We start from the raw sequence: 25,474 nt of genomic DNA, 5'->3' as shown, positions 1-25,474 counted from the left end.
GCAAGGCTATTCTAATTTTTAGCTGCGGCAATTTTTTCTGCTAACTCTTCTAAATAAACCCATCTGTCCATTTTCTCTTCTAGCAGAGCTTCTGCCTGCTCTTTTTCTTTTGTTAATTCACCTAATTTCACGAAATCAGTTGCATTACTTTCAATTTCCTTTTCTAAGTTACTGATTTTATCCTCTAACTCACTTACTTCACTTTCTATCGTATCATATTCACGTTGTTCCTTATATGAGAACCTTGGCTTACGATTAGTATTTCTGTCAGACGAAGCAGAACCATTCTTAGTGCTATCTTCGCCACCTTTTGTAACTTTTGACTTTTCATTACCTTTTAGTGAAACAACATTCTTATTCTTTCCACTGCTTTTTATTCCTGTTAAAGCATTTTCCCCCACTTCAACCTCATGCATTTCTTTTCTTAATACATAATCACTATAACCACCCTCGTACTGGTTAATAACTCCGTTACCCTCAAATGCAAATATTCTCTTAACTGTTCTGTCTAAGAAGTATCTGTCATGTGATACCTCTATTACAATTCCATTAAATTTATCTAAATAATCTTCTAATATTGTAAGTGTCGTAATGTCCAAATCATTAGTAGGCTCATCTAATATAAGAACATTTGGTGCTTCCATAAGAACTCTTAAGAGATTAAGTCTTCGTTTCTCACCACCTGATAACTTTCCGATAAGACTATATTGCTTCTCAGGAGTAAATAAGAATTTCTCTAACATCTGCGATGCTGTTACTGTTCCGTCAACAGTTTTGACATATTCAGCAGTTTCTTTAATGTAGTCTATTACTCTTATCGCAGGATTCATATAGGCAATTCCTGCCGACTCATCATTTTCTATCTCCTGTGAATAATATCCTATCTTAACTGTCTGTCCGACAACTAATTCTCCGCTATCCGGCTCAATTCTTCTAGCAATTATCTTCATTAATGTTGTCTTGCCACAACCATTATCTCCTATGAAGCCAATTCTGTCATTCTTAAGGAAAATGTAACTAAAATCTTTAAATAGGACTTTATCACCATAGGCCTTAGAAATATTATGAAGTTCTACTGTGGTTCTTCCTAATCTTGATGATACGGAGCTCATCTCAACATTCTCCACCTCAGTCGGCGACTTCATATTTTTTAATTCTTCATATCTTTCTATTCTGGCTTTCTGCTTCGTAGAACGCGCCCTTGCGCCTCTCATAATCCACTCTAATTCATTTCTAAGGATAGATTTTCTCTTCCTGTCACTTGCAAGAAGCATATCTTCCCTTTCAGATTTTAACTTAAGGAAACCTGAATAGTTAGCCTGATAACTGTAGATTTTACCTTTATCGATTTCAACAATCCTGTTCGTTACACTATCAAGAAAATATCTGTCATGCGTAACCATAATAATCGCACCTCGATAAGCCTTGAGATAATCCTCTAACCAGCCTGACATTTCATTATCTAAATGGTTAGTAGGCTCGTCTAAAATAAGAATATCTGCTTTTGATAACAATGTAGATACCAAAGCAACTTTCTTTCTCTGACCTCCTGATAAAGTCGATGTAACCGCATTAAAATCATTTACTCCAAGTTTCATAAGCATTGTCTTAGCATTACTCTCTATATCCCATTCTGACTCGACTTTAGATATATTCTGTCTTAATATACTCTCCATTATCGTCTCATTTTCTTTAAATTCAGGGTTCTGTGGCAGGTATCTTATCACAATATTATTAGCCTTAGTAATGCTTCCCTCATCTGCTTCTTCATATCCTGCAATAATCTTAAGTAATGTAGACTTTCCTGTTCCGTTTATTCCTATTACTCCGACTTTCTCATTCTCCTGCAGATAAAATGATACTCCATCAAGTAACGGTGTATCTGCAAATGTCTTTTTTATATTATCAACTGATAGAATATTCATTGTATTTCTCCATTTCTATGTATTTTCTCATAATTAATCCGTCGATCAAAACTATATAATACCAACTTCAACAGCCACAAATTCTTTTACTTTAGAACATATGTAATTTCAACAGTATTATAATTATATATCCCAGCTTTTTTAACACTATATCCCATAATATCATATTTTGTCTTAAATGTTAATTTTTCTTATGCATTTGTCGATATGTTATATATGATTTCATCTAGAGATTGGAGAGAATTTATGAAAATTGATAGAAATACTTCCACCATTGTATCTGATACAACTAATCAGAATAATGTAAATAAGAAAAAAGATACTACTGCTAATACATCTGATACTAAGGATACAGCCTCTGCAAGAGATAATGGCTCAATATTTGCAGGCGACTTAAACCTTGGTTCTGACATTGATAATAAGCGCAGGGAAGCACAGAATATTGCCCTTAATATTTTGGAAAATGCATTTAAAAGTGATAAGAAAATAGATGATGAAATTGAATCAAGAAATAATCATGTCAAAGAATTAAATGACCAGATTAACGAAGCAAATGATATGATTAACAATATTAATAAAGAGATGGACATTATCAAAAAAGGGTATAACATCGATGATGCCAGCGAAGAACAGGCTGACTATAAATTATTATTAAAAGAGAAAAATTCCCTTAGTAATTCTGAAATAACCCTGTCAGATGAAGAACAGGAACGCCTTGCTTATCTTCATGAACGTGGTCTTACTGATTACCAGAAAGAAATGCTTAATTTAGAAGCTAATAAAGGTATCTATAAAAAGGAGATTAAGGACTGTACAAAGGAAATCATCTCTGAAAATGCAATTGTACGTGGTATACATATTGAGCGTTTGAAATCTCATGATATGACCGATGCCCAGAAGAATTCCGACAAGGTTCTAGAAGCCTCTAATAAAGAAATTATCGGTATGCTGATAGAAGATTCCAAAGAAAGCATTGATAAGAAATTCGAAGATGAAGAAAAAAAAGCTGAAGATAAGAAAGAAGCTGAAAAAGAACTTGAACAGCGAATTGAAGCTGCCAAAACTGAACGCAATGAAAAAGCTGATTATAAAGATGACGATTTAGAAGAAATGTATAAATTAGATTCTACGTTGGATAATGTAGTTAACAGCCAACAAGATTCTACTATGGACGATGTTAAGAAGTCACTTACCCAGGTTATAAATGAATTAAATCTTACAGCTGATGATTTAAAAGGAGCTGTTATTGATAAAGATGTGTAATTACATATCCTTATGAAACATTTATTGAGCTATAGGACAGAACGTCTGATGTCTTGGATTAGTCATCAACACATTTTGTTCTATAGCTCATTTATTCTCTAATGTATAACTAAATATACCGCCGCTATACACAATACTATCTGAATTATTGCAAATCTGTATACCGTATGTGTATTCGACCAGTTCCATACTTTTCTTACGTGGTCGTGAATTGGTGTTCTGACATTTGTAAGAATCTTAATCTTTAAGAACCTGAGTAATGATACTTTGATTAATCCTAAGCCACCATCTACTATCAATACACCTGCAACTAATAAGTATAAAATAGGTGAACCCATCTTCAAAACTGCTATACTTATGAATAATCCCATTGCTCTTGACCCTGCATCACCCATTAACATTTTACTTGGTGTGGCATTAAACCATAAGTAACCTAAAATGCTTATAATGAACAATAAAATTGTATATGAAAATTTACTGTCCATACCTTTTATTAAATCTATAACATAGACAGATGATAATGTAATAATTGTAAGTGTTCCCGATAAGCCATCCACACCATCTGAACAGTTTGTTACATTTATTGAAGCCCATACAAGAATTACTATCAATATTCCAAATACAACCGGGTTAATTGTCACATATTTATCAGCGCATGCAATAAATATTCTGTTATCATTAAAATTCAAAAATGTAATTGCTAACATTATTGCAATTATTAAATCTAAAATTCCTTTCTTATATTCTCCCCATGGTGACTTCGCACAATCATCAAGGAAGCCCGTAAGCATCGCTGCCACAACTAATATAAGATAAATTAATATCTCAACATTCATTTTGGCAAAAATAAGCGTTGATGCAACATACACCAGAACGAACCAGAAGCCTGCTCCTCTTGGCTTACCTGCCGACAGCGAACCGTCATGTGCATAGGCACGCCCCATATCCTTTGGTAAAATTCTTGTGCATTTACTAAGCATCAGACACGTCATTGCAAATGCAAACAATATTCCGACAAATGCAACTGAACCGTAATCCAGACTGCTAAAAAAATAATTTATCATTGGTCTCTCCTTAAATATTTTTAATTAATTAGATATTGCATATGATAACACTTTTTCTTAAAGCAGGCTAGTATTTTATAAAATATTCTAAAGCTTTAAATATACTTCGCATTATCATAAACGTGATAATGAATTGATGATGAATTAATGAATATATTTATAATTAATCACGATGTATCCATTTAATAATTGCAGCACCAATTATAATAATATATCCGATAATACTATATATATCAGGTATCTGATTCAGGAATAAAAAGCCTAATATTGCTGCAAACAATACCTGTGAATAGTCAAATACTGAAATATCTTTAGCAGGTGCTTTAGCATAGGCCTGTGTAACCGTAAACTGTCCTGCTGCCGCACAGATTCCGGCAATCAAAAGATAAATCAACTGCATCAATGTCATTGGGTGGAAATCAAAAATCACAAATGGTAATGTTATAATACATGAAAATGTTGAGAAAAACATTACTATGACCGGACCTCTTTCACCCTGTTTACCTAATTTTCTTACAAATGTATATGCGGTTCCTGCTCCCAGACCTCCAATTGCAGCTACCACAGCAGGAATACATTTCATATCCAGAGTTGGTTTTACAACAAATAATGCACCGATAAAGGCTACAATAACCATACTCCACTCAAATCTGTTAGCATACTCATTAAGTATTAAAGCCGACATAATTATCGCAAAGAACGGTGCAAGTTTATTAAGTATATTGGCATCAGAAATATTCATATGGTCTATGGCATAATAATTACATATCAAACCGATAGTTCCGCATATTGCTCTCATTAGCAATGATGGAATACTTCCCTTCTTTATCTTAAATTTATCCTCCGTCCTTAAAAGCATTACTGCAGCCGCAAACATCGCAACAACATTTCTAAAAAAGCCTTTCTGCATAGTCGGTAAATCTCCGGCTTTCCTTATGAAAAAGCTCATACATGCGAAGAAAAATGCTGCCATAATTATGTACATAATTCCCTGATTCTTCTGTGACATTTTCATTTTTTCATCTTCTTTCCATTATTTTGCAATTAACATTTATCTAGTCTATTTTTTATGCCAGGTTCAAAAGGTCTAAACCCACATGAATTTAATGTATATTTATTTACAATTTATGTTTTATTATAGTTTTGGTTATTAAATTAGTAAAGTAATTATTTGTCTTTTATCAATAATGATTTTATGTTATTATGAAACTATATTTAAAAATTCACAAAACATTTTATTGAAAGGAGGTTTAGATAGTTATATTTAATTCAAATATTTAATCCAAATATCAAAACATATGAATTATAACGACTATCTGAATTGTATGAATAAAAAGGAAATATCCGAAATCAAGAAAACATTAAACCCTGAGAATTCCGTTATTACAAGAATATGCGGCTGCTATATTGATGGTGAAAAAGAAATCAAGTTCAAATCTAAGGAGGCTTTTCATTCCCTTTCTGAAGAGGAGGCTTTTAAATATTTTGACATTTTTAAGCACTCACTTTCAGGCTCAATCGGTAAAAATCTTCTTAATATGGAATTTCCACTTGATGAAGAGAAAGCAGGCGGAAAGCAGGAATTTCTTCTTAAACTCAAAGACAGTGGGCTTGAAGATGATGAACTCTTAGATGAATTCTATCAAAAAGTTGTAGAGAACTATATTTATGCTTCAAATTACTACATAATTCTTATCCATGGCATCTATGATATTCCCGGTAAATCATCTGACGGTTCAGAGATGTTCGATTCTTCTGATAATGTCTATGATTACATTCTCTGCAGTATCTGTCCTGTTAACCTTGCCAAATCAGGACTCAGTTATGATGCTGACACAAACAGTATCGTTGAACGTGTAAGAGACTGGATTGTTGCTGCTCCCGCAAATGCATTCTTATTTCCAGCATTTAATGATAGAAATACTGATATCCACAGCCTTTTATACTATTCAAAGAACCCTGAAGAATTACAGTATTCTTTTGTAGATAATATTTTCGGTACAAATGCACCAATGACAGCCGAAAGCCAGAAAGAAACATTCAATAATATTATTATGAATACTCTCGGCGAAGATTGTGACTTTAATACAATCAAAACCATTCACGAAACTCTGAACGAAATGATAGAGGAAACCAAAGACGAACCTGAACCACTAATTCTTACAACCAATGAAGTTAAACACGTCTTTGAAGAAAGTGATATTCCTAATGAAAAACTTGAGGTTTTAGAAAAACAGCTTGATGTGGTCGCTGAAGAACAGCAATCTCCTACTTTCTTAGCTTCAAATGTAACAAATGTAAGGAAATTCAATATTGAAACTCCTGATGTTGTAATCAAAGTCAATCCTGAGCGAACAGACTTAGTCGAAACCCGTGTTATTGATGGCCGTCAATGTCTTGTTATTGCCGTCAATGACCATATTGAAGTTAATGGAATTACAATACGCGCTAATGTTAATGAAGATTAGTGATTATATTTTATAGTGATTAAATTCAAAAAAATCGAGGAGAGTTTTGCGATTGAAACTCTCCTCTTGTGTTCATATGTGAGTTATAGGTAACAAATAATTGCAAAAATTTATATTCCAAAATGGCCTATTTCATACCAGCCTTTCTTAATTTTTCTGAACTGTATTCCGTCACCATACCAGGATTTAATTTCTTTTTTTGATTTTTTATAATCTCTGGTATAAATTACTCCATACATTTTCGTTTCATCCTGCCAAAATATAATATAGTAATCTGTTACCCACAAGAAATCATAGTGTCCCTTATATGAAGTTTCACATATTTTTTTAAGAGATTCTTTTTCCTCTTCACTCATATTAACTTCTTTACCAGTATCATTTTCTTTTAACTCATATGTTTTGTCATCAATAACTAAAACTAACATTTCAGAATTATTTTCTCTATCATAATACTTAAAAAGCATATCCTTTATTAATGTATAGTCTTTAGATACTGAATCAAAATCTTTTATATATAGTGTCTCTCTAAACAAAAAAGTCTTAATAAGAAGAAAGATAATGAGAAGAATTAACAGACTAATAACTATTTTCCTTTTTTTCATTTTACACGCTCCATATTTTCACCATATTTTTATTGCTTCGTATATTTCATTTCTACCATAAAAGATTTCATAATATTAATTTCTCCCATAACCACAAAAAATGGTTGTCATTAGGTCAAATAAACTGACCTAGTATTAACTATCCAAATATAAATACATTATAGAAAAAAATATTAAGAAAATCAAAAAAATCATTACAAAAAAACAATAACTCCATTAGTACTTTCTTTGAAACAAATTTTTCGTGATTATCCTTTTTGACATATATGGTATACTTTTTTCCTTACTTAAGCCAGCCAATATGTGAACTGCTTTCAGCATTATAGTGGTAGATACCGTCTATTTCATATTCCAATATTCCTTCGCACGCACGAGTAGCATTTAAAATTTCCTTACAGGTACCAACCGTTTTTATGGTATTTATTTTCTTAGACAAATACCATAAATAAGCAACTAAAGTACCAATCAAAGACATTACAATATCACTAATCATTTTTTCTCACTTTCTAAAAATAAAATATGTGTTTTTATATCATACTTATATTAAATATAAAAATTTTTATTATCAATGAAACAATTATTATAATGCATCATAAACTACTAAAATTACTTGAAGTATCAAAATAATACCTTCAAGACTTGTCAAAAACAACAACTCTATTAACACTTTTATTGAAACGAACTTTTGATGATTATCCTTTTTAACATAAATGGTATACTTTTTTCCTTCCTTGAGCCAGCCAATATGTGAACTGCTTTCAGCATTATAGTGGTAAATACCATCTATTTCATATTCAAATACTCCTTGGCATCCGTGAGTAACATCTATAACTTTATTACAAATACCAACTGTTTTTATAGTGTTTATTTTTTTAGATAAATACCAAAAATATAAACCCAAAGTTATAATCAACGATATTAAAATCTCAACTATCATTTATTTCTTCTCGCTTTCACACGTAGTATAAACATTAATCATATAGATAGTTTCCTTCAAATTTCTTTTCTACGAATATTCCCATATTATCGCATTTAGAAATTATTTCTTCAATATATGCTATAACAAATGCACCAATATTTGACATATTATAGCAATTATACTTACCACTTCTGGTATTTCCGATTTCATAATATTAATTTCTCCCATAACCACAAAAATGGTTGTCATTATGTCAAGTAAAATTCCCTAGTGTTAACTATCCATGTATAAATTCAGCATAACACAAAAAAGCAAAAACACTACCATCAACAATTATAAAAAACATCAAATCAACAAATAATTTTTTTGAAACAAATTTTTCGTGATTACTTTTTTTGACATATATGGTATACTTTTTTCCTTCCTTAAGCCAGCTAACATGTGAACTGCTTTCAGCATTATAGTGGTAGATACCGTCTATTTCATATTCAAATATTCCTTCGCACGCACGAGTAGCATTTAAAATTTCCTTGCAGATTCCAACTGTTTTTATGGTGTTCATTTTTTTAGACAAATACATAATGACAAAATATAATAAAAAGAATCCTGAAATTACAATTTCGCCAATCATTTTTTCTCACCTTCATTCTTAGCATAAGTATTAATCATATAGATAGTTTCCTTCAAATTTCTTTTCTACAAATATTCCCATATTATCACATTTAGAGATTATTTCTTCAATATTTTCCCTGCCATAGGCATTGATACTTGCCTGTGATTCGCCAGATATTATCCATTCGAAAAATTTTCTAAAAGGACCTCTGCTCTTCGCTGTCTCACAAAACTTATCCTCTCCTACAATCTTCAGTTGCCCTAAAAGCTGCAGCTGTCCTTTTAATTCTTCCGGACACATATAAAATTTATCAGTATCACTACTTAAATGTTCCTTTATGCTTTCTGAATAACATTTTGCTCCATTACCATAAGCTATAATGCCAAGTGCCTTTTCGTCAACTCTTCCTGTACCAGATACAAGATTTCCAAGTCCCCAGCCCAAATATGCAGCCCAACCCATTGGTCCAATATGAGTTAGTATCCATGTAGTTCCTGCAATACCTATTCCCTTAACAACATCTTGTACTACAGACATAGCCCCATAATACATTGTTTTAGAATCATCTTCTAACATTTTCTTCACATCAGATGCAGCTTCTCTCATTTCCTTTATATCACTATTTTCAATAATTGACTCTAGAAATTCATCAATCTCTGCACATTGCATAAATCCGGCATCTAAGCCTCCATATATTGAAACTGTATCTAACACACTAATGCCAGTATCTAATGCAATTATTCCATATGTTAATAATGAATTTACTTTATCTGTGCCCATTTTATTAATAAATTTCACTACAGATGCTGGTAATTTATTTACTAACTTTCCTGTTGCCTCAGCAAATTTTCCATTTAACTTCATTTCATTTAAAATATTTACAAATTCACTATTGGCACTATTAAGTAATTCCTTCTGTTCTGCAATTTGCGTTTGTATATTTACAAATGTTTGTACTAATTCATCATCATATCCTGCTAACTGACTATAATTTTGAATACTTGCAACTGTTTGTCTTAATGATGCAATTTTATTACAACAATCTACTACACTTTGTTTTGCCGCGAAATAATCAACAGAGTATTTTGTTTGATTTAATACATCTGAAAAAGAAAGGACATAATTTGTTCCCTGTTCAAGCATATCAAATAATGCAGAATCATATGTTGCTTTTATAGCACTTGTTAATTTATCCTGATAGGTTGCTCCCGTATATTGTTGAATATATAATATCAATGCTTTACGATAATCATTTACATATGAATATTTGAAGTTTGTAATCAAATTTCCCACCTGAAGTAAGAATTTCGTTTCGTAATTCTTCTCATAATCATCTGCAAATACAGATGCAAGATAATAATCTTTAAACAAAGCATCTACATCATTTTTATTAATATCAGGATAAAATGCATTTGTTCCGTTCCTTTTCTCTTCTTTATCGGTATATCCATCTTTATCCGTATCTTTATCTATAGGATTAGATATCATTATGACACACGGTCTGCCACCTGAAGTTGAGCCAATGGTAATTTCGTCACCATTTATTAGTCCATCGCCATCATAATCAGCATTTTCCTGAACCTTTTCATAATTGCCGGCAAACCCGATTACTGCCGCACCTGTCGAATATCTTAACGAACCATTACATATCATTTTTGTATGATAGTCAGTAATATTATCACCATTTGTATCATTCGTAAGTTCTTTTGTTTCTTCCTTTACTTCATTCATTTTTTTCTCAAGTTCTGAAACTACTGATGCATGATAATAGTTTCCTCCTGTTGTTTCAGCAACCTTTGTAAGTATCCCTGTATCTACCTGACCGATTCCAATTGTATATATACAAATATCATTTTCAACTGCCTTATCAACAATACTTCTATAATCTGCATCATATGTAGTATATAATGAATCATATCCATCTGTAAACACAATAACTATATCATATCCACTTTCATCATCATTTGACAACATTTCTACTGCACCATTTAGTCCTGTATATATAGATGTATCTCCATATGCATGCATATTATTAACTATTTCCTTTAGTGATGATATATCAGTAGTTAAATTACTTATTACATTTGAATAGGTTGTAAAAGTAATAAGTCCTGCCCTATCATTCTCTTCTAGAATATCCAAAAATGAATTGATAGCAAATTTAGTTGTTGTTAATTTACTACCTGACATACTTCCTGACAAATCTACTACAAATGCTATATTTAATTTAGCATTCTCACCATTGTCTACCTTAATCTTTTTATCCCAGATTTCTTCAAATTTTGTTTTATCCAATAAAAGATATGTTGAAAAATGTAGTAGTTGTGCTGTTACAAAATTACTTGTACCATCCCACTCTGTTGCTATTTCTTCTAACTCATTTGTATCTTCATTATAATAATATACTACCGGATTAAATCCCTCCGTTTGACACTCTTCACTATTAAAATAATATTTTATTTTAGCAGATTCAAATTCACCATCTATGTAAAAATCATATCCACTTCCCAAATATCCCGGAATAGTTGAATTAACATATACTTCATCATTTTCATGAAGCTTTACTTCAAAACTTTCTGCACTATTTCCAGCAGCAATTAACTCAACATCTACGCTCGTATTATTACCTGTTACAATTTCATTTACTATAAAGGTATCATTGTATACCAAAGGATCAAAGTTATGTATAATTTCCCACTCATCTTCTGCACCATCTCCATCTGTGTCTTTTTCATTTGGATTAGTGCCATAGATAACTACTTCTTCATAATCCGTTAATACATCACCATCTGTATCTACAGTCAGGTTACTTGTACCTACCCTATATTCATCTATATTCGATAAGCCATCTCCATCAGCATCCTCATCAGCATCTATTATTCCATCTCCATTTGTATCCATCATATTAGGATTGGTTGCTGTCTCATTAATCTCCTGATAATCTGTTAATCCATCTCCATCGGTATCTGCTTTGTATATATCGGTATTGTGAATGTATTCGTAATAATCCGGAAGTCCATCACCATCACTATCAACTTCAGTATCCATTTTATGTTCTGTCTCTATTAAAGAGCCTTCATTGTCCCAATTACTTATTCTGACACAATTCACTCCATTAACATAATCATCATAACTCAATATTATTGAACAATTCCATAATGTAGAATTATTTCCTCTCCAAAAACGTAATTCTGTTGAACCTTCATCTTCAAAGCCTACAACATATGCATATATATTTTCTGTAACTTCCATATCAACTTTCTTTGGATTATATTGTGATTTATCTGCTTTGGAAAGATTAATATCCTGTCCATTATTCTCCTTTTTAGATGCTCCTGTAAAGTTAATATACAATAATGCATCGCTACTCTTCCATGCAACAAACTGTGTCAAATCCAAATATACAATGTCTCCGGCATGAAAATATTTCTCTTCATTATCATCTTCCATTACTTCCCAATGACCATATTCTCCACCATCTGCAAAATATACATTATTACTATCTCTTCCTCCTGCACTCCATGAATTCCATTGTGTATTACCATCAGGACTTAATCGGTTAAATGTAACATTATATGTTGTATCCGGAACCTTAACACTCCAAGTTTCACTATCTTCTTTCGTCATTCTGTAGTGAATATGTCCTGATGTATTATCTACCAATTCCATAACTGCATTATCATTTCCCAACCAATGTTCAATCGTATTATCTTTCAGGTAAATCTTAATGTAGGTTGTTTGTGCCCAAATAACTTGTACAAATCTTTCTAATCCCATACTTGTTCCTAATACTACAAGCATCAATAAGAGTGAAACTACTCTTTTAATCTTTTTGTTTTTAAATAATTTTTCCATATGCTCTCCTCCTAAATTCATTTTTAGTTTGCATTTACCAATGTAATTAACTAACTCGTTAGTATTCTCTTATACGTATATCTACATTATATAAGCCTACTCTTATCATTTCATCACTTTTGTTGTAAAGTGTATTTTTTTGTTATAAAGTGTATTTTTCTCGTTCAATATAATTAACCATAACATTATTACTCTAAATATCCTGTGTATTATCAATACTTTCCTTATATTTTCTTATTCTGTATTCTTTTAATATCCTATTATATTCTTTTATATATCCTCTTTTAGTAACTAGAACTTTTCCTCCTGATAAAACAGTATGTTTATTTATACTTTTAATATATTTCAGGTTCACTAAATATTTCTTATTAATACGGATGAAATTCTCATATTTATCATCTTCCTGCCACTCTCTTATTGAACGTCTTGTCATATATAACTCTTCTATATTCTTATATTTTATATATGTATATACACTATCTACCTTAATATACTCTATATTCTCCGGATTAATCTCCTGTATATACGAAGAATTTATAAATTTTCCTTCAGGTATTTTCTGCACTATACTCTCTGTTTCATTTTCATACACAAAGAATATCTTATCATAATCAGCCTCATTAAAATTATTTATACTTTCATCTTTAATATTAAAAATGTATATTTTTATCGTATCTTCACTTATACATTCATATAGTTTTTTTATTAAATCATAAGTTTTTTTGTCGTTTACGCATATAGCTATCCTTAGCATTTATATCCACCCTGCTTCCTTATATTTTATTTAATTCCTGAACCTTATCATCTGTACCCTTTTTGCATCTTTTTTAACATTTTTCTTAACAAAATTAAGTTCATTTTCGACATTTAATGACCAAATTATACCATAACTTATAATAAAGGTAAATCTTTAGTTTTTTTTTATACTTTCATCATAACCTTTTTACCAATATCACTTTCTTTTAACTGTTAGAATCTAAAAAAGAGAAACTGACACTTTTCAAAGTGCAATTTCTCTTTTTATTATATTTTCCTATAATGATTAATTTTTGTAATTCTTAATCCATTTTCCATCTGAGCCAACATAATATCTATCATTGTCAACCCATTCAGAAACAGCCATTGTTCCGTCGGCCTTTACATAGTATTTTCCGGCTATCCATTTAGATGTCTGCATTACACCGTCTTTGTCCAGATAATACCATTTATTATTTGTTCTTATCCATTTTGATGTCAACATTACACCGTCTGCATCGAGATAATACCATTTGCCATCAATGTTTTTCCAGCCTGTCTTTAATTTAGGAATTACTGTTATGTCAGTAACTTCATCACAATGTTTACAATATCTTGATTTAATACCCTCTTCCTTTGAAGTAGCCGGTCTGTCAACTGTATATTCATCCGAGAATTCATGTTCACCAGCCTCAAATGTATATGTTATGGTTGCATATTCAGAAGCACAATATTCATCTGTTTCTTTTAATCTCTGGTATATAGTATATTCTTTTCCGTTTTCTAAACCTTTAAGTTCATTACTATCCTGCCACCTGAAGCAAGCAAAACTTTTTTCCATGTAAGCTTAACTCTCATTTTGTGAGCTGATATGGTACTGCCTGACTGTGCATCTATTGAAGTCCATGTTACATAGTCATCTGACGTACCTTCAACAATAATCTTTCCTCCATTTTTTAATATAATATTTCCTATATTTCCTATCGTCTTTAATGTTAATTCTACTGACTCCATAGCAACTAAGTTTCCACCTACAGTTAAAGCTTTTAATGTAAATGAACTATGTTTAAATGTTGCATCGTCTGTTACTGTAAGTTTTAAATTAGGTGCATCTATTTTTCCACCCGAATCTGCCGCAAGCGACTTCCAAGTTGCTTTATGTTCTGACTCATCAGATAACATAAGTGAACTACCATTATTTATTATTACATCTGCTAAATTTCCAATATATTTTACATTTAATATACCATTATCAGTTACTGTCAAATTGTTAGCTTTTTCTATAGCAGCTAATTTAACAGCTGATGATTGACGACACATAACGTCACCTGTAGACGTTACTTTAACGCTTATTGCATCTAACGAAGAACCACTTTCAGCACTAAAACTTCCATATCCTATTTCAACATTTCCATTTGAATTAATTGATAGATTCGGTGCAGTAACTACACTGCTGTAAACAGTCTGGAATTCATTGACATTTATGGAAATAAGCTTTTCATCATTCTCTCCCTGAGAAGGTATTACTCTTTCTTCATCTCCGACAGTAGCATATGAACCATTTTTCACAATAAACTTATCAAGATCACCCAATGTATCAAATACTGCATTAGAACCTGACTCTATATTTAATGAACCACCTTCCCAGCTCTTTGCCCAAAAATTCATACCTACGAGCTTAAGATTTTTAGGATAATTCAAAGCATTGCTTAAATCACCTGTAATTTTAGTTGAAGCTTTACCAATATCAATACTCGTTCGACTAGTAAACGTTAATGTACTTCTTTCACTTCCTGTAACTCTCTCAACATCTTCCACAACAATATTTTTCACATCTGTTATAATTTCAAAACTTACATTGACATTACTTGCAGATGCATCATGTATAGTACGTTCACTTGCATCATATCCAATATACAGATTATTATTTGAAATTAACTCATCTTGTGTTAATGCCATAAATGTATCTTTTGTATAATTACCAATTACATAGCCATTATCGCCAATCCATATGTCACCTTCCGGTACAGTTGTTGAAATGTCTATTGTTGCAGTTGTATCCTGAAGTGTATATATTCCTTCTGATTCACCAGCACCTGTTACATTATTAATAACAACACTTGCTGCTTTATTAATAATTTTAAATTTGGCTCCGCTTGCCACATCGAATGTAAGTTCATAATATTCTACATTCTCCACCTGCGGCGGGTTGCGATAGCAACATTTTCTGCTCCGCCGCAGTGCGATCTTCGCGGAGCGTTTTTTACTTACCAGGATAATTTCAACGAAATTTCCTGGTAAGTAAAAAAATTGCCGGAGAGCAATTTAACCATGTCTCTCCGGCATTTTTCCAAAATAAAGCATCAATGCTTTTTCTGCATCATTACTATTCCTTGCAAATTCTATCTCTTCAATGTTAAATAATATACATCCACAATGTCCTTTAAAAGTAGGAAAACATATTACTTTAAGATATCTGTCTATTTCAGGACTGTAATCGATAATCTCTAATTTCTTGCCATATAGCGTTGCCTGCTCATAACTCCTTAACCATTTCGAATCCATGTTACTGAAAAGACTTCCAAACGATTTGCCTATTAAATCATCAAGCGGAATCTTTTCAAGTCTTGCCAGCTCCCTGTTTCCATATCTGAATATCCAGTCTACTGCATGAAATTCATCATTAAATATCATCTCAATATCAGCAAATGCAAATGGCATATGTTCATAACTCTTATAATAATTACGATATTCTTCATAACTTTTCGGCACATTATCTTCTGAAAAACTGCCTATAATTTTCTTTTGTTTTCCCGAGATTTCTTCTTTTATTGCTTTCTTTTTACGAATAACATAATCAATTGCTTCACCATTTGACAAATATATTCTGTCGCTGACTTTGTAGACTGCAATAGCTGAAACCATCGTGCTTCTATGAACTATGACAAATCTATCCTCCAACTCCTGCTTTATGTTTTCTAATGTGGTTCTTATATGATATATATTATCATCTAAAGTATGAACATCTGCAATATTTCTATTCATTGTTATGTAAAGTATATCATTTATATTAACAACTACTTCTTTTTTACTATGCAATAGTATTAAACAGCCATCTTTTACCTCTTTTAAAGAATAATTTATATTTTTCATACTAATCCTCATTTCTGAGCGATTTATTGCGAAGAGTCGAAAAGAAATTTCTGCAGGTGATTTCTCTTCTGCCATAATGGCTATTTGCTTTCGCTCCGAAACAAATAGCTGTGTAAAAAAATAGCATCAGGATTTTTTTACACTTATATCTCCTCGTAATACATTTTCGAAATTAATTATTTTATTTTCAAATTACTGCTTCCACCTACAATTATTCCAATATTACCAGTTGATTCACCATTTGTCAAAGTTCCATTATAATCCACTGATGTTATTGTAATGACATTATTATTTACCTCAAAATTACCATTCCATTTATCCTTTAATTCCGCATTTTCGCTAAAAGTTATCTGTGTCTTCCAGCTTCCACAAGTCTTGCCTGAATTATTCGTAACTGTTATCTCATATTGATAATATGTCTTGCCATCTGCCTGCCACGAATTCACAACCTTTGCCGAATTTTCTACATTTACCATACCATAAGTTGTCTGATTACCACCTTGCGACTGATTGGTATTTGATTGATTATTACTTGAAATATTTCCTGCGTTTTCAGGTAAACTCAACTGTCCTGTCATTAATTTTAAGAACCATTTACCACATTCACTAAGGTCATTTACCGTAAATCCGCTGAATTTATTGCAAGCTGAACTTATGAGCGACGAGGTTTCATTTTTATTAGACAGATTCCAGATAACATAACTAATCTGATTATCATTTAGCATCTTAATCCATTTACCTGACTGCTCCTCATCAATAGCACCATTTCCTGAAGCATCACATATTCCAAATTCAGATACAAATACAGGTAATCCGGCATTTACAGCATCCTGCACATTCTGCCTCATATCATCTCTATGTGTTGCTGCATAGAAATGAAATGTATACATAATGTTTTCATATCCTGTTATCAAATCAGCAAGTGCCTGGTCTACATATTGCGACCAATTAGGTGTTCCTACTAATATCACTGCATCTTTGTCATATTGACGTATTACCGGAATAATTTCATTTGCATAATTCTTAATATCCTGCCAGCTCGTACCACCATTGGGCTCATTGCAGATTTCATATATCACATTGTTATTTGCAGCATATTTAGATGCCATTTCATTAAAGAACTGTTTTGCCTCGCCTATGTATGTGTTAGGATTACCGTCTGATAAAATATGCCAGTCAATTATCACATACATTCCATTATCTGTTGCATATCTTACACCCTTATCAATCAGATTCTTAAGATAATTCTTATCTCCTCCTGTACAATAACCATTATATTCGGCGGTATACATTGCAAGTCTGATTACATTTATCCCGAAATTATTATGTAATTCTTTAAAACATTCGGCATTAATATAATCCGGAAACCATGCTATTCCATGTGTACTTATGCCTCTTAATTGTACGACATTTCCTGCTGCATCAGTAAGCTTAGAGCCTGTTACTTTCAACCTTCCACTTGGATTAGTTACAACATTTCCCACTACCTGATTATTATTGTTATCAGACTGTTCTGTCTTTGTTTCATTATTATTTTCCCTGTTATCTCCTTCTTTATCCTCTTCATTATTATTTTTCAAACTATCATCTTCCTGCGGAGCCTTAGAAGTTTCATCAGACTCTTTAGGCGTTGTAATCTCCGTATTTTTGACTGCATTTTCACCACCTGATGCATTACCAGCTGATGCCGTTACACTTCTTTGTCGGTTTAATAATAGAATGGTTATAATAGCAACAAGAGCAACTACAACTATAGCTGCTAAAATTACTTTTTTCTTATTTTCCTTAATAGAACGCCAGATTTCACCCATTGTTTTTCTCAATTTATCCTGCATTTAATTCACGTCCTTAATATGTTCTTTTTATCAGTTACCTTATAAATATCGGCATAAAATCATCTGAATCTGAGCAGACAAAACCACCAATTTTTCCAACAACGTCTCTGAATATTTTCTCCATATCTTCTCTGTGTTCTGAATCTGTTTTTATACCATATATTACATTTACATTATGAGTATCAAGGAATTTCTTATCATCTACATCTCGGAACATAGAAAGTTTTTCTATGTCTATACTTGATTTCTCACCAAGTTCAATTTCTATAACATCGGCTGCCTCCCAGAATTCTATCTTATTCTTCGCCACCTCACTGATAGCCTCATATAAATCTCTGCTGCCGATTTCATTAGTGTTCATATAATAACAATCAATATATGATGATTTTTTTGTATTTTTTGCTTTTTTGTTTTTCATACTAATCCTCATTTCCGAGCGACTTTGTCGAGAGGAGGCGATGAGAAATTCGCTAAAGCGATTTCTCATCTGACATATATGCTAATTGTTTTCGCCCCGAAACAATTAGCTGTGTGAAAAATAATCGCATCAGCACTATTTTTCATACTATTCTCCTATATTTCTTCACTACTTATTCAACACAATATCCATAAATTCCTGCAACTTGTTTGTCACATATTTATCTTTATGAATTATTAACTGAAAATCTCTTTCTATTTTAACATCCTTAATTCTTATTGCACATAGTTCATCATATCCTGTTATCAGACTTGGTGATAAAATCGTTACACCAATTTCTGATAACACAGCATTTATAATTGCCTGCGTATTATTACAGTTCCATATTACATTTGCTTTTAGATTATCTTTACTTTCGATTGCCTCATCTATGATTGTTCTTGTTCCACTGTCTTTCTCCCTTAGAATCAGAGGATATCTTAAAACTTCCTCAAGATTAACACGTTTACGTCCTGCCAGCTTATGATTCTTCTTGCATATAAACATCATCTCATCTTTCATAAATGAAATAGAACGTATATCATCATTTGTTACCCGTCCCTCTACAAGCCCGACATCTAACTTGTTCGACAACACAAGTTGTACAATATTTCTGGTATTGGAAATGTCTACATTAGATGAATGTCCTGAAAATTGATTAATATATTCCGGCAACATACATGTACCAATTGTTACGGTAGCGCCAATTCTTACAGGTGAATTATCTTCATTTGAACCAATCTGCCGTTCCATATCCTCTGCAATACTTAACATTTTTCTTGCATACATATATAACTTTTCGCCTTCTTTAGTAATATAGATTCTCTTATTAAGACGTTCAAATAATACGACCTTATATTCCTTTTCTAACTCGGATATTGCACCACTGACCGTCGGTTGTGTAACAAATAATTCTTTTGAAGCGGTACTCATACTCCCTGTTTCTACAACTTTTACGTAAATCTCTAAATGCCTTAGGGTCACTGTCTCCCTCCTTTCTAGCATTTTAGTCACTATGATAAACTTTATATAGGTTTTTACTTATATATATTATAATTATTATATATTTTACTTATTAAGTCAATAGCTGTATTATTGTTTTCGGAAAATTAACAGAATAGCGAGGATTAGCATAAAAATGAATATTAATACTTCTAACGAAAATGCATCATCAAAACCAAAAATGCTGTGGCAATTATTTATCTCTATGTTTACTTTAAGTGCATTTACATTTGGTGGTGGATTTGTAATTGTATCTCTTATGAAGAAAAAATTTGTTGAGGAATTAAAATGGTTTGATGAAGATGAAATGCTTGATATAACAGCCATCTCCCAATCATCTCCCGGCCCAATTCCCATTAATGCCTCTGTAATTATCGGTTACAGAATGGCGGGTGTATTAGGTTCCATAATTGGAATAATCGGGACTTCACTTCCACCTATGATAATAATTTCCATTGTAGCTATTTTCTATAAACAATTCTGTGCCAACAAAACAATTGCAATTGCCCTACAGGTAATGCGTGCAGGTGTTGCCGCTGTAATCTTTGATGTGGTACTTAATCTTGCTAAAAATGTCTGCAAGACCAAAAAAGTTCTTTACATAGGTCTTATGATTATATCATTTATTGCAGTGTGGTTTTTCGATATTAGTGCAATGCTTATTATATTTACATGTCTTATAATCGGTATTATCAATGCATTAACCGATACCATTAAAGCAAAACATTTAAAATCTGATACTACGAAAAGAGGTGCTAAATAATGTTACTCTTAAAAATGTTTATAAGCTTTATACAAGTTGGTTTATTCTCAGTTGGTGGTGGATATGCTGCTATCCCATTAATCCAGAATCAGATTGTGGAGATTCATAAATTAATCACTATGTCTGAATTTACAGACCTTATTACTATAGCAGAAATGACACCAGGTTCAATATCTATCAATGCAGCTACATTTGTAGGTACAAAATTATCTGGACTTCCGGGTTCAATTATCTGCACAATTGGTTGTATACTCCCATCATTTATCATATGCTCAATACTTGCAAGATTTTATTATAAATATAGGAACTTAGGTGCAGTACAGACTATTCTTTCTGCTCTCCGTCCTGCTGTAGTTGCATTAATTGCTTCCGCAGGATTATCAATACTTCTGCTTGCTCTATTTAATGCAGATAAACATGGTATTTCACCAGGTAACTTCAGATATGTTGAAACATTGCTATTTGCCGGTGCATTGATTTTACTTAGAAAATTTAAGTTAAATGCCATAACCATTATATTTGGCACAGGTGTTATAGGAACTTTAATATATACATTTGTATTATAGATACATAGAAAATATCAAAACTACCTTTTATGATAAATTATTCAAAATTCTCACATACATATTATAATTAAATTATCTGTATTAAGTAAATTTGCATATATAAATATCGAAACTTTTGTAAGAATTGCTAATTTGTAAGTTATCTTTTTCGGCTCTTTTGATGATTTGAGTTCATTCAATGCCATACACTTAAACCGATGTGTTCGTCTATGCCACACACTTGATTTATGACGTATCGTGTGCAAGTTATATGCCGTCAGATGCAAAAGATCGGTGCAGTAAATCACCGTTCAAGCGAAGCACGTTTGATTAGCTGCACCGTAATAGACTTTGCAGATGACGGCATTTACTTGCACTAGATAAAGGAATTATGAAAGCGTGTGTCATAGACGGACATCTCGGCTTAAGTGTATGTCTGTTGAATGTACACAAAATTTAAGCCGAAAAAAGATATCTTACAAATTTACACAATTCTTACAAGGTGTTTCAATATTTATATATATCAAATTTACTTTAACAGATAAATATAAGCTACATATGTATGTGAGAATTTTGAATAAATTATAATAAAAATTGCACCAATTTATTCTATGTACTTATAATGTTACATAAAATAACTAGTGCAATTATTTTAATCTTTCAATTACTTTTTCATACGTCTTTTTATATAATCTTCGATAGCATCAACTGTCTCTTCTATTCCTAGCTTGCTACTGTTTATTGAAAAATCGTAATTTCTTGAGTCACCCCATTTACCTTCACAATAGTAATTGTGATATGCCTTACGTTTCTTATCCTTATGAATAATCAGCCTTCGTGCTTCTTCTTCTGACATATCATGTAATTGAGCTATACGTTTTATCTTTTCAGACATATCGCCAAGAATAAATATACTTATCAAACCAGCATAATCTTTTAACATTGTCTCTGAACATCTTCCTACAACGACAAAAGATTCACCTGCCGAAGCCTTATTCTTAAGATAATCAAACTGCATATTTGCAATGTTTTGTTCAGGTGAATTACTATATCCATTTACAGTTCTCGAAAAAAATTTATTCTTTGGAATTTCATCATATTTCTCAAGTTCTTTTGCATTAACATTCTTCTCAGAAGCAATTGCATCTAATAAGTTATGGTCATAAAATGGCAAATCAAATCTCTTAGCTAATTCTTCAGCAATAACATGACCACCACTTCCGAATTCCCGACCAACTGAAATAATAATCTGTTTTTCCATACTAATCTCCATTCCGCAGGCTCAAACTGCCGGAGGAACCGCAAGCTAAATACCAGATTTAGCTCTGCGATAGATGCTATTTGTGGCGCCCGCGGCACAAATAGCTGTGTAAAAAACCAGATATCAATCCGTATTTTCACACTACTCCTTATCCGTACTATTTAAAAGTAACGAACTAATATAAATACTGTTGAAATAACTAGTACCATCATAGTTGCAGGAACTGCTGATTTGCAATATTTACCCCAGCCTACAGGATGTCCCGCCTTAGCTGCCACTGATGTTCCAACAACATTTGCTGATGCTCCGATTGGTGTAGCGCTACCACCAATATCTGTTCCCATTGACAATGCCCATGCCAATACTGCCAGATTTGCACCAGATACAATCGAAAGATTCTTAATTACAGGAATCATAGTTGCCGCAAATGGAATGTTATCTATGAATGCACTTGCAAATGCAGATATCCAGATGATTATTACAACCATCATCTTAACATTTCCACCACTGATTTTCTCAATAAAATTAGCTATGACTTCTAACACACCCGTCTGTTCAAGTCCGCCAACAACCATAAACAAACCAATAAAGAACAGAAGTGTTTTATAATCAATTCCTTTTATCAGTGATTTAATAGACTTTCCTGCGACTAATAAAGTAACTATCGCAATAAACATACCAATAAATGCAACCGTAAGTCCTGTCTGAGCATGTGTTACTAATAATATTATAGCACAAGCAAATATAATACAACTAAAAATAAATCTTTTTTTGTCAGTAATCGCATCTTTCGGATTTGGATATGTACTTTCATCTATCTGGCCAATAGCTACTTCACTTGCTTTAAGCTCTTTTCTAAAACAGAAATAGAAGAATATTACTATAGCAATAAGGGAAATTCCTGCTATCACACCTGTATTTGATATAAAATCTGCAAATGAATAACCTAATGATGTACCAATAATAATGTTAGGTGGATCTCCACACATTGTAGCCGAGCCACCTAAGTTGGCGCAAAATACTTCTGCCAATATCATAGGCACCGGATTGAATTTCAATAAACCTGCTAACTCAACAGTTACAGCAGCAAGGAAAAGTATTACCGTTATACTGTCAATAAACATTGCAAGAACTGATGACATAATCATAAATGTCAAAAATATAGGAATAACCCTGTAATGTACTGCTTTTGCAATTGTCATACACAACCAGCGGAAGAAACCTGCTTTCGCCATTCCCTCTACCATAACCATCATTCCAAGTATAAATATTATGGTTGCCCAATTAATACCACTTGAACTTTCTGTTGCCTCACCTGACTGATACCAGAAATCTAATGTAAATATTCCCTTAACATTCAATGTCTCAATAATCGCATGCATGCTATGCATACATCCCCCTAACACTATACCTATGGTTGCAACACCGCACACCAGAGTAACTATGTGTCTTTCGATTTTGTCCATAATTATAAGGACAAACATCAGTAAAAAAATTGAAACTGCAACTATTTTTGCTATCATTTTTATATACCGATTTATCACGGAATACGTGATATTGCCCAACTAAAAAGTGAAAATATCTGGGTCTTATCCTTTCTTTAGTATCTTTTTCACCTTTTATAAATTCACAAAAATAATTCGCCTAACTTCTGCCAGGCGACATCTTTGTCATTTATATGTTTCTTCTTATTTATTATATATACCTGATTTCCCAAACAGATATGAATTTTAACACTTATGTTGTGATTTTTCAAGTAGATTTTCAATTTCATTTTTTAGACATTTTTTTGTCCTATTTCACTAATTTACTTTTATTATACTTATTTTATAATCTGTGTTAGAATGAAGCTATATTTATTAAAATAAGTGGGATGTTCCAAAAATTGGCATACTTTAATAAACCTATACAGGTTCTACAAATTTATATTTTGATATTTCTAAATTCAGGCACTTTTTAAAGGAAATAAATGTGTTCCTGTCTTCCCATTCTGAATCTTATTATGATGTTTATTTATGTTTCTTGCAATTGCTAAAAGAGTACTTTCAGCGATTACATTCGCAGTCAGTTTTTCCTGATTTTTAGTAACAGTCTTTTTCCATACGAAAGTATATTTATTGGTATTTGCCTCAATCTTGGTACCATCAATAAAGATAGTTTTACCGGATATTTCACCTAAATCAAAAAGGAAATTGGGAAGATATTAAAAAACACTTTTCCATATCTTTTTTTAAGCAAAAAAACTGAAGGGTAGGAGAATCTATATGAAGAAAAAACATAAAATAATTATCTTAAGTCTTATAATAGTATGCGTAATCTGCTTATCAATAATATTATATAAAGTCTTTAATAAACCGGAAAGCAGACAGATAAATATTAATTACGATGAAGTAGAATATATAGAGATTAAATATCATAATAAAACAAGCGAAATTGTAAATAAGGAAACTATCACAGAGATAATAGATAATCTTAACAAATTACGAATAGAGAAGCATAAGGAAAATATCATAGAACGATTGTTTTATACAAGTTCTAATGTATACAAAGTTAAAATATATAATGATAAAGAAAATAGAACTCTCGAATATGAAATGGTTATCAAGTCAGATGATAAAATGACATTAGATAATATATCATATAAAATAAAGAACAAGACTGATATATATGAATATTTAAAGGACAAAGAGTTGTATTGCAAGAAAGCATTGCCAGAAGAAACAGAAAAGAATGTTTACAAATTTCAGGTAAATGCTTTAGAAAATATTGATAAAACTGAATTCATAAATACATATAATGAAATGACATATGCTAAACCTATTAAGGAAAGTGAAATGCAGGAAAGTGAAAAATATATTGAAATGGAAACCTATGATGATGATAAGATAGTAGTATACTATGTAGATAGCCGGGTTTATATTAAATATGCTTATAAAAATTATGTTGTTTACTTTATGTATCAGGATAATTCATTGAATTAAAACTTAAATATAATTATAAAAATCATTAAATCG

22 protein-coding genes are annotated in these 25,474 nt (G+C 31.8%); 5 read left to right on the top strand and 17 right to left on the bottom strand.

From position 1 onward, the window contains the following. Positions 1-11: 11 nt before the first annotated feature. Complete coding sequence (locus tag OCV48_RS01740) at positions 12-1,925, bottom strand: ABC-F family ATP-binding cassette domain-containing protein (RefSeq protein ID WP_147590976.1); 1,914 nt, start codon at positions 1,923-1,925, stop codon at positions 12-14. 246 nt (positions 1,926-2,171) lie between these two features. Here OCV48_RS01740 and OCV48_RS01735 point away from each other — a divergent pair, with 246 nt between their 5' ends. Continuing rightward, the gene (locus tag OCV48_RS01735) at positions 2,172-3,188 is read left to right on the top strand and encodes a hypothetical protein (RefSeq protein ID WP_021982650.1); all 1,017 of its coding nucleotides are present in this window, start codon (positions 2,172-2,174) and stop codon (positions 3,186-3,188) included. Between the two features lie 98 nt (positions 3,189-3,286). Here the strand turns inward: OCV48_RS01735 and OCV48_RS01730 are convergent, their stop codons facing one another. After that, positions 3,287-4,252, bottom strand: a complete 966-nt coding sequence (locus OCV48_RS01730) for an MraY family glycosyltransferase (protein ID WP_021982651.1) — start codon at positions 4,250-4,252, stop codon at positions 3,287-3,289. Positions 4,253-4,415: 163 nt separating this feature from the next. Further along, positions 4,416-5,267 carry a DMT family transporter gene (locus OCV48_RS01725; RefSeq protein ID WP_394803209.1) on the bottom strand — a complete coding sequence of 284 codons (852 nt, stop codon included), beginning with the start codon at positions 5,265-5,267 and terminating at the stop codon, positions 4,416-4,418. 310 nt (positions 5,268-5,577) lie between these two features. Between OCV48_RS01725 and OCV48_RS01720 the strand changes: the two genes are divergently transcribed. After that, complete coding sequence (locus OCV48_RS01720) at positions 5,578-6,720, top strand: DUF4317 domain-containing protein (RefSeq protein WP_147590975.1); 1,143 nt, start codon at positions 5,578-5,580, stop codon at positions 6,718-6,720. Positions 6,721-6,830: 110 nt separating this feature from the next. On the opposite strand, the gene OCV48_RS01715 is transcribed toward OCV48_RS01720, so the two are convergent. From OCV48_RS01715 to OCV48_RS01660, 12 genes are all read right to left on the bottom strand, one after another. Further along, a complete protein-coding gene (locus OCV48_RS01715; RefSeq protein WP_147590974.1) occupies positions 6,831-7,322 on the bottom strand; it encodes a hypothetical protein in 492 nt (163 codons plus the stop codon). A gap of 283 nt (positions 7,323-7,605) precedes the next feature. Continuing rightward, positions 7,606-7,815 (bottom strand): hypothetical protein, encoded by a 210-nt coding sequence (locus OCV48_RS01710; RefSeq protein ID WP_147590973.1) that lies wholly within the window; start codon positions 7,813-7,815, stop codon positions 7,606-7,608. Between the two features lie 87 nt (positions 7,816-7,902). Next, positions 7,903-8,259: a hypothetical protein gene (locus OCV48_RS01705; protein ID WP_147590972.1), complete on the bottom strand. Its 357-nt coding sequence runs from the start codon at positions 8,257-8,259 to the stop codon at positions 7,903-7,905. Between the two features lie 259 nt (positions 8,260-8,518). Then, positions 8,519-8,872 carry a hypothetical protein gene (locus tag OCV48_RS01700; RefSeq protein WP_147590971.1) on the bottom strand — a complete coding sequence of 118 codons (354 nt, stop codon included), beginning with the start codon at positions 8,870-8,872 and terminating at the stop codon, positions 8,519-8,521. Positions 8,873-8,902: 30 nt separating this feature from the next. Further along, positions 8,903-12,709 (bottom strand): vWA domain-containing protein, encoded by a 3,807-nt coding sequence (locus tag OCV48_RS01695; protein ID WP_262558607.1) that lies wholly within the window; start codon positions 12,707-12,709, stop codon positions 8,903-8,905. A 193-nt stretch (positions 12,710-12,902) separates the two neighbouring features. After that, the gene (locus OCV48_RS01690; RefSeq protein ID WP_147590969.1) at positions 12,903-13,463 is read right to left on the bottom strand and encodes a LytTR family transcriptional regulator DNA-binding domain-containing protein; all 561 of its coding nucleotides are present in this window, start codon (positions 13,461-13,463) and stop codon (positions 12,903-12,905) included. Positions 13,464-13,751: 288 nt separating this feature from the next. Next, the gene (locus OCV48_RS01685; RefSeq protein WP_147590968.1) at positions 13,752-14,285 is read right to left on the bottom strand and encodes an N-acetylmuramoyl-L-alanine amidase family protein; all 534 of its coding nucleotides are present in this window, start codon (positions 14,283-14,285) and stop codon (positions 13,752-13,754) included. Next, positions 14,228-15,643: a hypothetical protein gene (locus tag OCV48_RS01680; RefSeq protein ID WP_147590967.1), complete on the bottom strand. Its 1,416-nt coding sequence runs from the start codon at positions 15,641-15,643 to the stop codon at positions 14,228-14,230. Before OCV48_RS01680 ends, OCV48_RS01685 begins: the two co-directional genes overlap by 58 nt. Before the next feature lie 126 nt (positions 15,644-15,769). Then, a complete protein-coding gene (locus OCV48_RS01675) occupies positions 15,770-16,597 on the bottom strand; it encodes a LytTR family DNA-binding domain-containing protein (RefSeq protein WP_147590966.1) in 828 nt (275 codons plus the stop codon). 176 nt (positions 16,598-16,773) lie between these two features. Continuing rightward, a complete protein-coding gene (locus OCV48_RS01670; RefSeq protein ID WP_147590965.1) occupies positions 16,774-18,432 on the bottom strand; it encodes a cellulase family glycosylhydrolase in 1,659 nt (552 codons plus the stop codon). Between the two features lie 34 nt (positions 18,433-18,466). After that, on the bottom strand, positions 18,467-18,850 hold the full coding sequence (locus tag OCV48_RS01665) for a hypothetical protein (RefSeq protein ID WP_147590964.1): 384 nt from the start codon (positions 18,848-18,850) through the stop codon (positions 18,467-18,469). 168 nt (positions 18,851-19,018) lie between these two features. Beyond that, on the bottom strand, positions 19,019-19,873 hold the full coding sequence (locus OCV48_RS01660) for a LysR family transcriptional regulator (protein WP_262558602.1): 855 nt from the start codon (positions 19,871-19,873) through the stop codon (positions 19,019-19,021). A 154-nt stretch (positions 19,874-20,027) separates the two neighbouring features. On the opposite strand from OCV48_RS01660, the gene OCV48_RS01655 reads away from it, so the two are divergent. Beyond that, on the top strand, positions 20,028-20,654 hold the full coding sequence (locus OCV48_RS01655) for a chromate transporter (RefSeq protein ID WP_147590962.1): 627 nt from the start codon (positions 20,028-20,030) through the stop codon (positions 20,652-20,654). Beyond that, positions 20,654-21,220 (top strand): chromate transporter, encoded by a 567-nt coding sequence (locus tag OCV48_RS01650; protein WP_147590961.1) that lies wholly within the window; start codon positions 20,654-20,656, stop codon positions 21,218-21,220. Before OCV48_RS01655 ends, OCV48_RS01650 begins: the two co-directional genes overlap by 1 nt. Before the next feature lie 643 nt (positions 21,221-21,863). Here OCV48_RS01650 and OCV48_RS01645 read toward each other — a convergent pair. Continuing rightward, positions 21,864-22,460: a cytidylate kinase-like family protein gene (locus tag OCV48_RS01645; RefSeq protein ID WP_147590960.1), complete on the bottom strand. Its 597-nt coding sequence runs from the start codon at positions 22,458-22,460 to the stop codon at positions 21,864-21,866. Positions 22,461-22,621: 161 nt separating this feature from the next. Continuing rightward, positions 22,622-23,983 carry an ArsB/NhaD family transporter gene (locus OCV48_RS01640; protein ID WP_147590959.1) on the bottom strand — a complete coding sequence of 454 codons (1,362 nt, stop codon included), beginning with the start codon at positions 23,981-23,983 and terminating at the stop codon, positions 22,622-22,624. Positions 23,984-24,724: 741 nt separating this feature from the next. Between OCV48_RS01640 and OCV48_RS01635 the strand changes: the two genes are divergently transcribed. Further along, positions 24,725-25,441, top strand: coding sequence for a hypothetical protein (locus OCV48_RS01635; protein WP_147590958.1), 717 nt, complete (start codon positions 24,725-24,727; stop codon positions 25,439-25,441). Positions 25,442-25,474 lie beyond the last annotated feature (33 nt).

It is taken from the genome of Bovifimicola ammoniilytica, from assembly GCF_025567085.1.
In the GTDB taxonomy this organism is placed as follows: Bacteria; Bacillota; Clostridia; order Lachnospirales; family Lachnospiraceae; genus Bovifimicola; species Bovifimicola ammoniilytica.
This window is presented reverse-complemented; position numbering and strand designations above follow the sequence as displayed.

Coding starts and splice junctions, on each gene's coding strand:
- OCV48_RS01685 (WP_147590968.1), bottom strand. CDS start 14,285: ATGGAAAAAAGTTTTGCTTGCTTCAGGTGGCAGGATAGTAATGAACTT.
- OCV48_RS01670 (WP_147590965.1), bottom strand. CDS start 18,432: ATGCAGGATAAATTGAGAAAAACAATGGGTGAAATCTGGCGTTCTATT.
- OCV48_RS01655 (WP_147590962.1), top strand. CDS start 20,028: ATGAATATTAATACTTCTAACGAAAATGCATCATCAAAACCAAAAATG.
- OCV48_RS01635 (WP_147590958.1), top strand. CDS start 24,725: ATGAAGAAAAAACATAAAATAATTATCTTAAGTCTTATAATAGTATGC.
- OCV48_RS01730 (WP_021982651.1), bottom strand. CDS start 4,252: ATGATAAATTATTTTTTTAGCAGTCTGGATTACGGTTCAGTTGCATTT.
- OCV48_RS01695 (WP_262558607.1), bottom strand. CDS start 12,709: ATGGAAAAATTATTTAAAAACAAAAAGATTAAAAGAGTAGTTTCACTC.
- OCV48_RS01705 (WP_147590972.1), bottom strand. CDS start 8,259: ATGATAGTTGAGATTTTAATATCGTTGATTATAACTTTGGGTTTATAT.
- OCV48_RS01690 (WP_147590969.1), bottom strand. CDS start 13,463: ATGCTAAGGATAGCTATATGCGTAAACGACAAAAAAACTTATGATTTA.
- OCV48_RS01700 (WP_147590971.1), bottom strand. CDS start 8,872: ATGATTGGCGAAATTGTAATTTCAGGATTCTTTTTATTATATTTTGTC.
- OCV48_RS01715 (WP_147590974.1), bottom strand. CDS start 7,322: ATGAAAAAAAGGAAAATAGTTATTAGTCTGTTAATTCTTCTCATTATC.
- OCV48_RS01650 (WP_147590961.1), top strand. CDS start 20,654: ATGTTACTCTTAAAAATGTTTATAAGCTTTATACAAGTTGGTTTATTC.
- OCV48_RS01735 (WP_021982650.1), top strand. CDS start 2,172: ATGAAAATTGATAGAAATACTTCCACCATTGTATCTGATACAACTAAT.
- OCV48_RS01720 (WP_147590975.1), top strand. CDS start 5,578: ATGAATAAAAAGGAAATATCCGAAATCAAGAAAACATTAAACCCTGAG.
- OCV48_RS01740 (WP_147590976.1), bottom strand. CDS start 1,925: ATGAATATTCTATCAGTTGATAATATAAAAAAGACATTTGCAGATACA.
- OCV48_RS01710 (WP_147590973.1), bottom strand. CDS start 7,815: ATGATTAGTGATATTGTAATGTCTTTGATTGGTACTTTAGTTGCTTAT.
- OCV48_RS01675 (WP_147590966.1), bottom strand. CDS start 16,597: ATGAAAAATATAAATTATTCTTTAAAAGAGGTAAAAGATGGCTGTTTA.
- OCV48_RS01640 (WP_147590959.1), bottom strand. CDS start 23,983: ATGATAGCAAAAATAGTTGCAGTTTCAATTTTTTTACTGATGTTTGTC.
- OCV48_RS01665 (WP_147590964.1), bottom strand. CDS start 18,850: ATGAAAAACAAAAAAGCAAAAAATACAAAAAAATCATCATATATTGAT.
- OCV48_RS01725 (WP_394803209.1), bottom strand. CDS start 5,267: ATGAAAATGTCACAGAAGAATCAGGGAATTATGTACATAATTATGGCA.
- OCV48_RS01645 (WP_147590960.1), bottom strand. CDS start 22,460: ATGGAAAAACAGATTATTATTTCAGTTGGTCGGGAATTCGGAAGTGGT.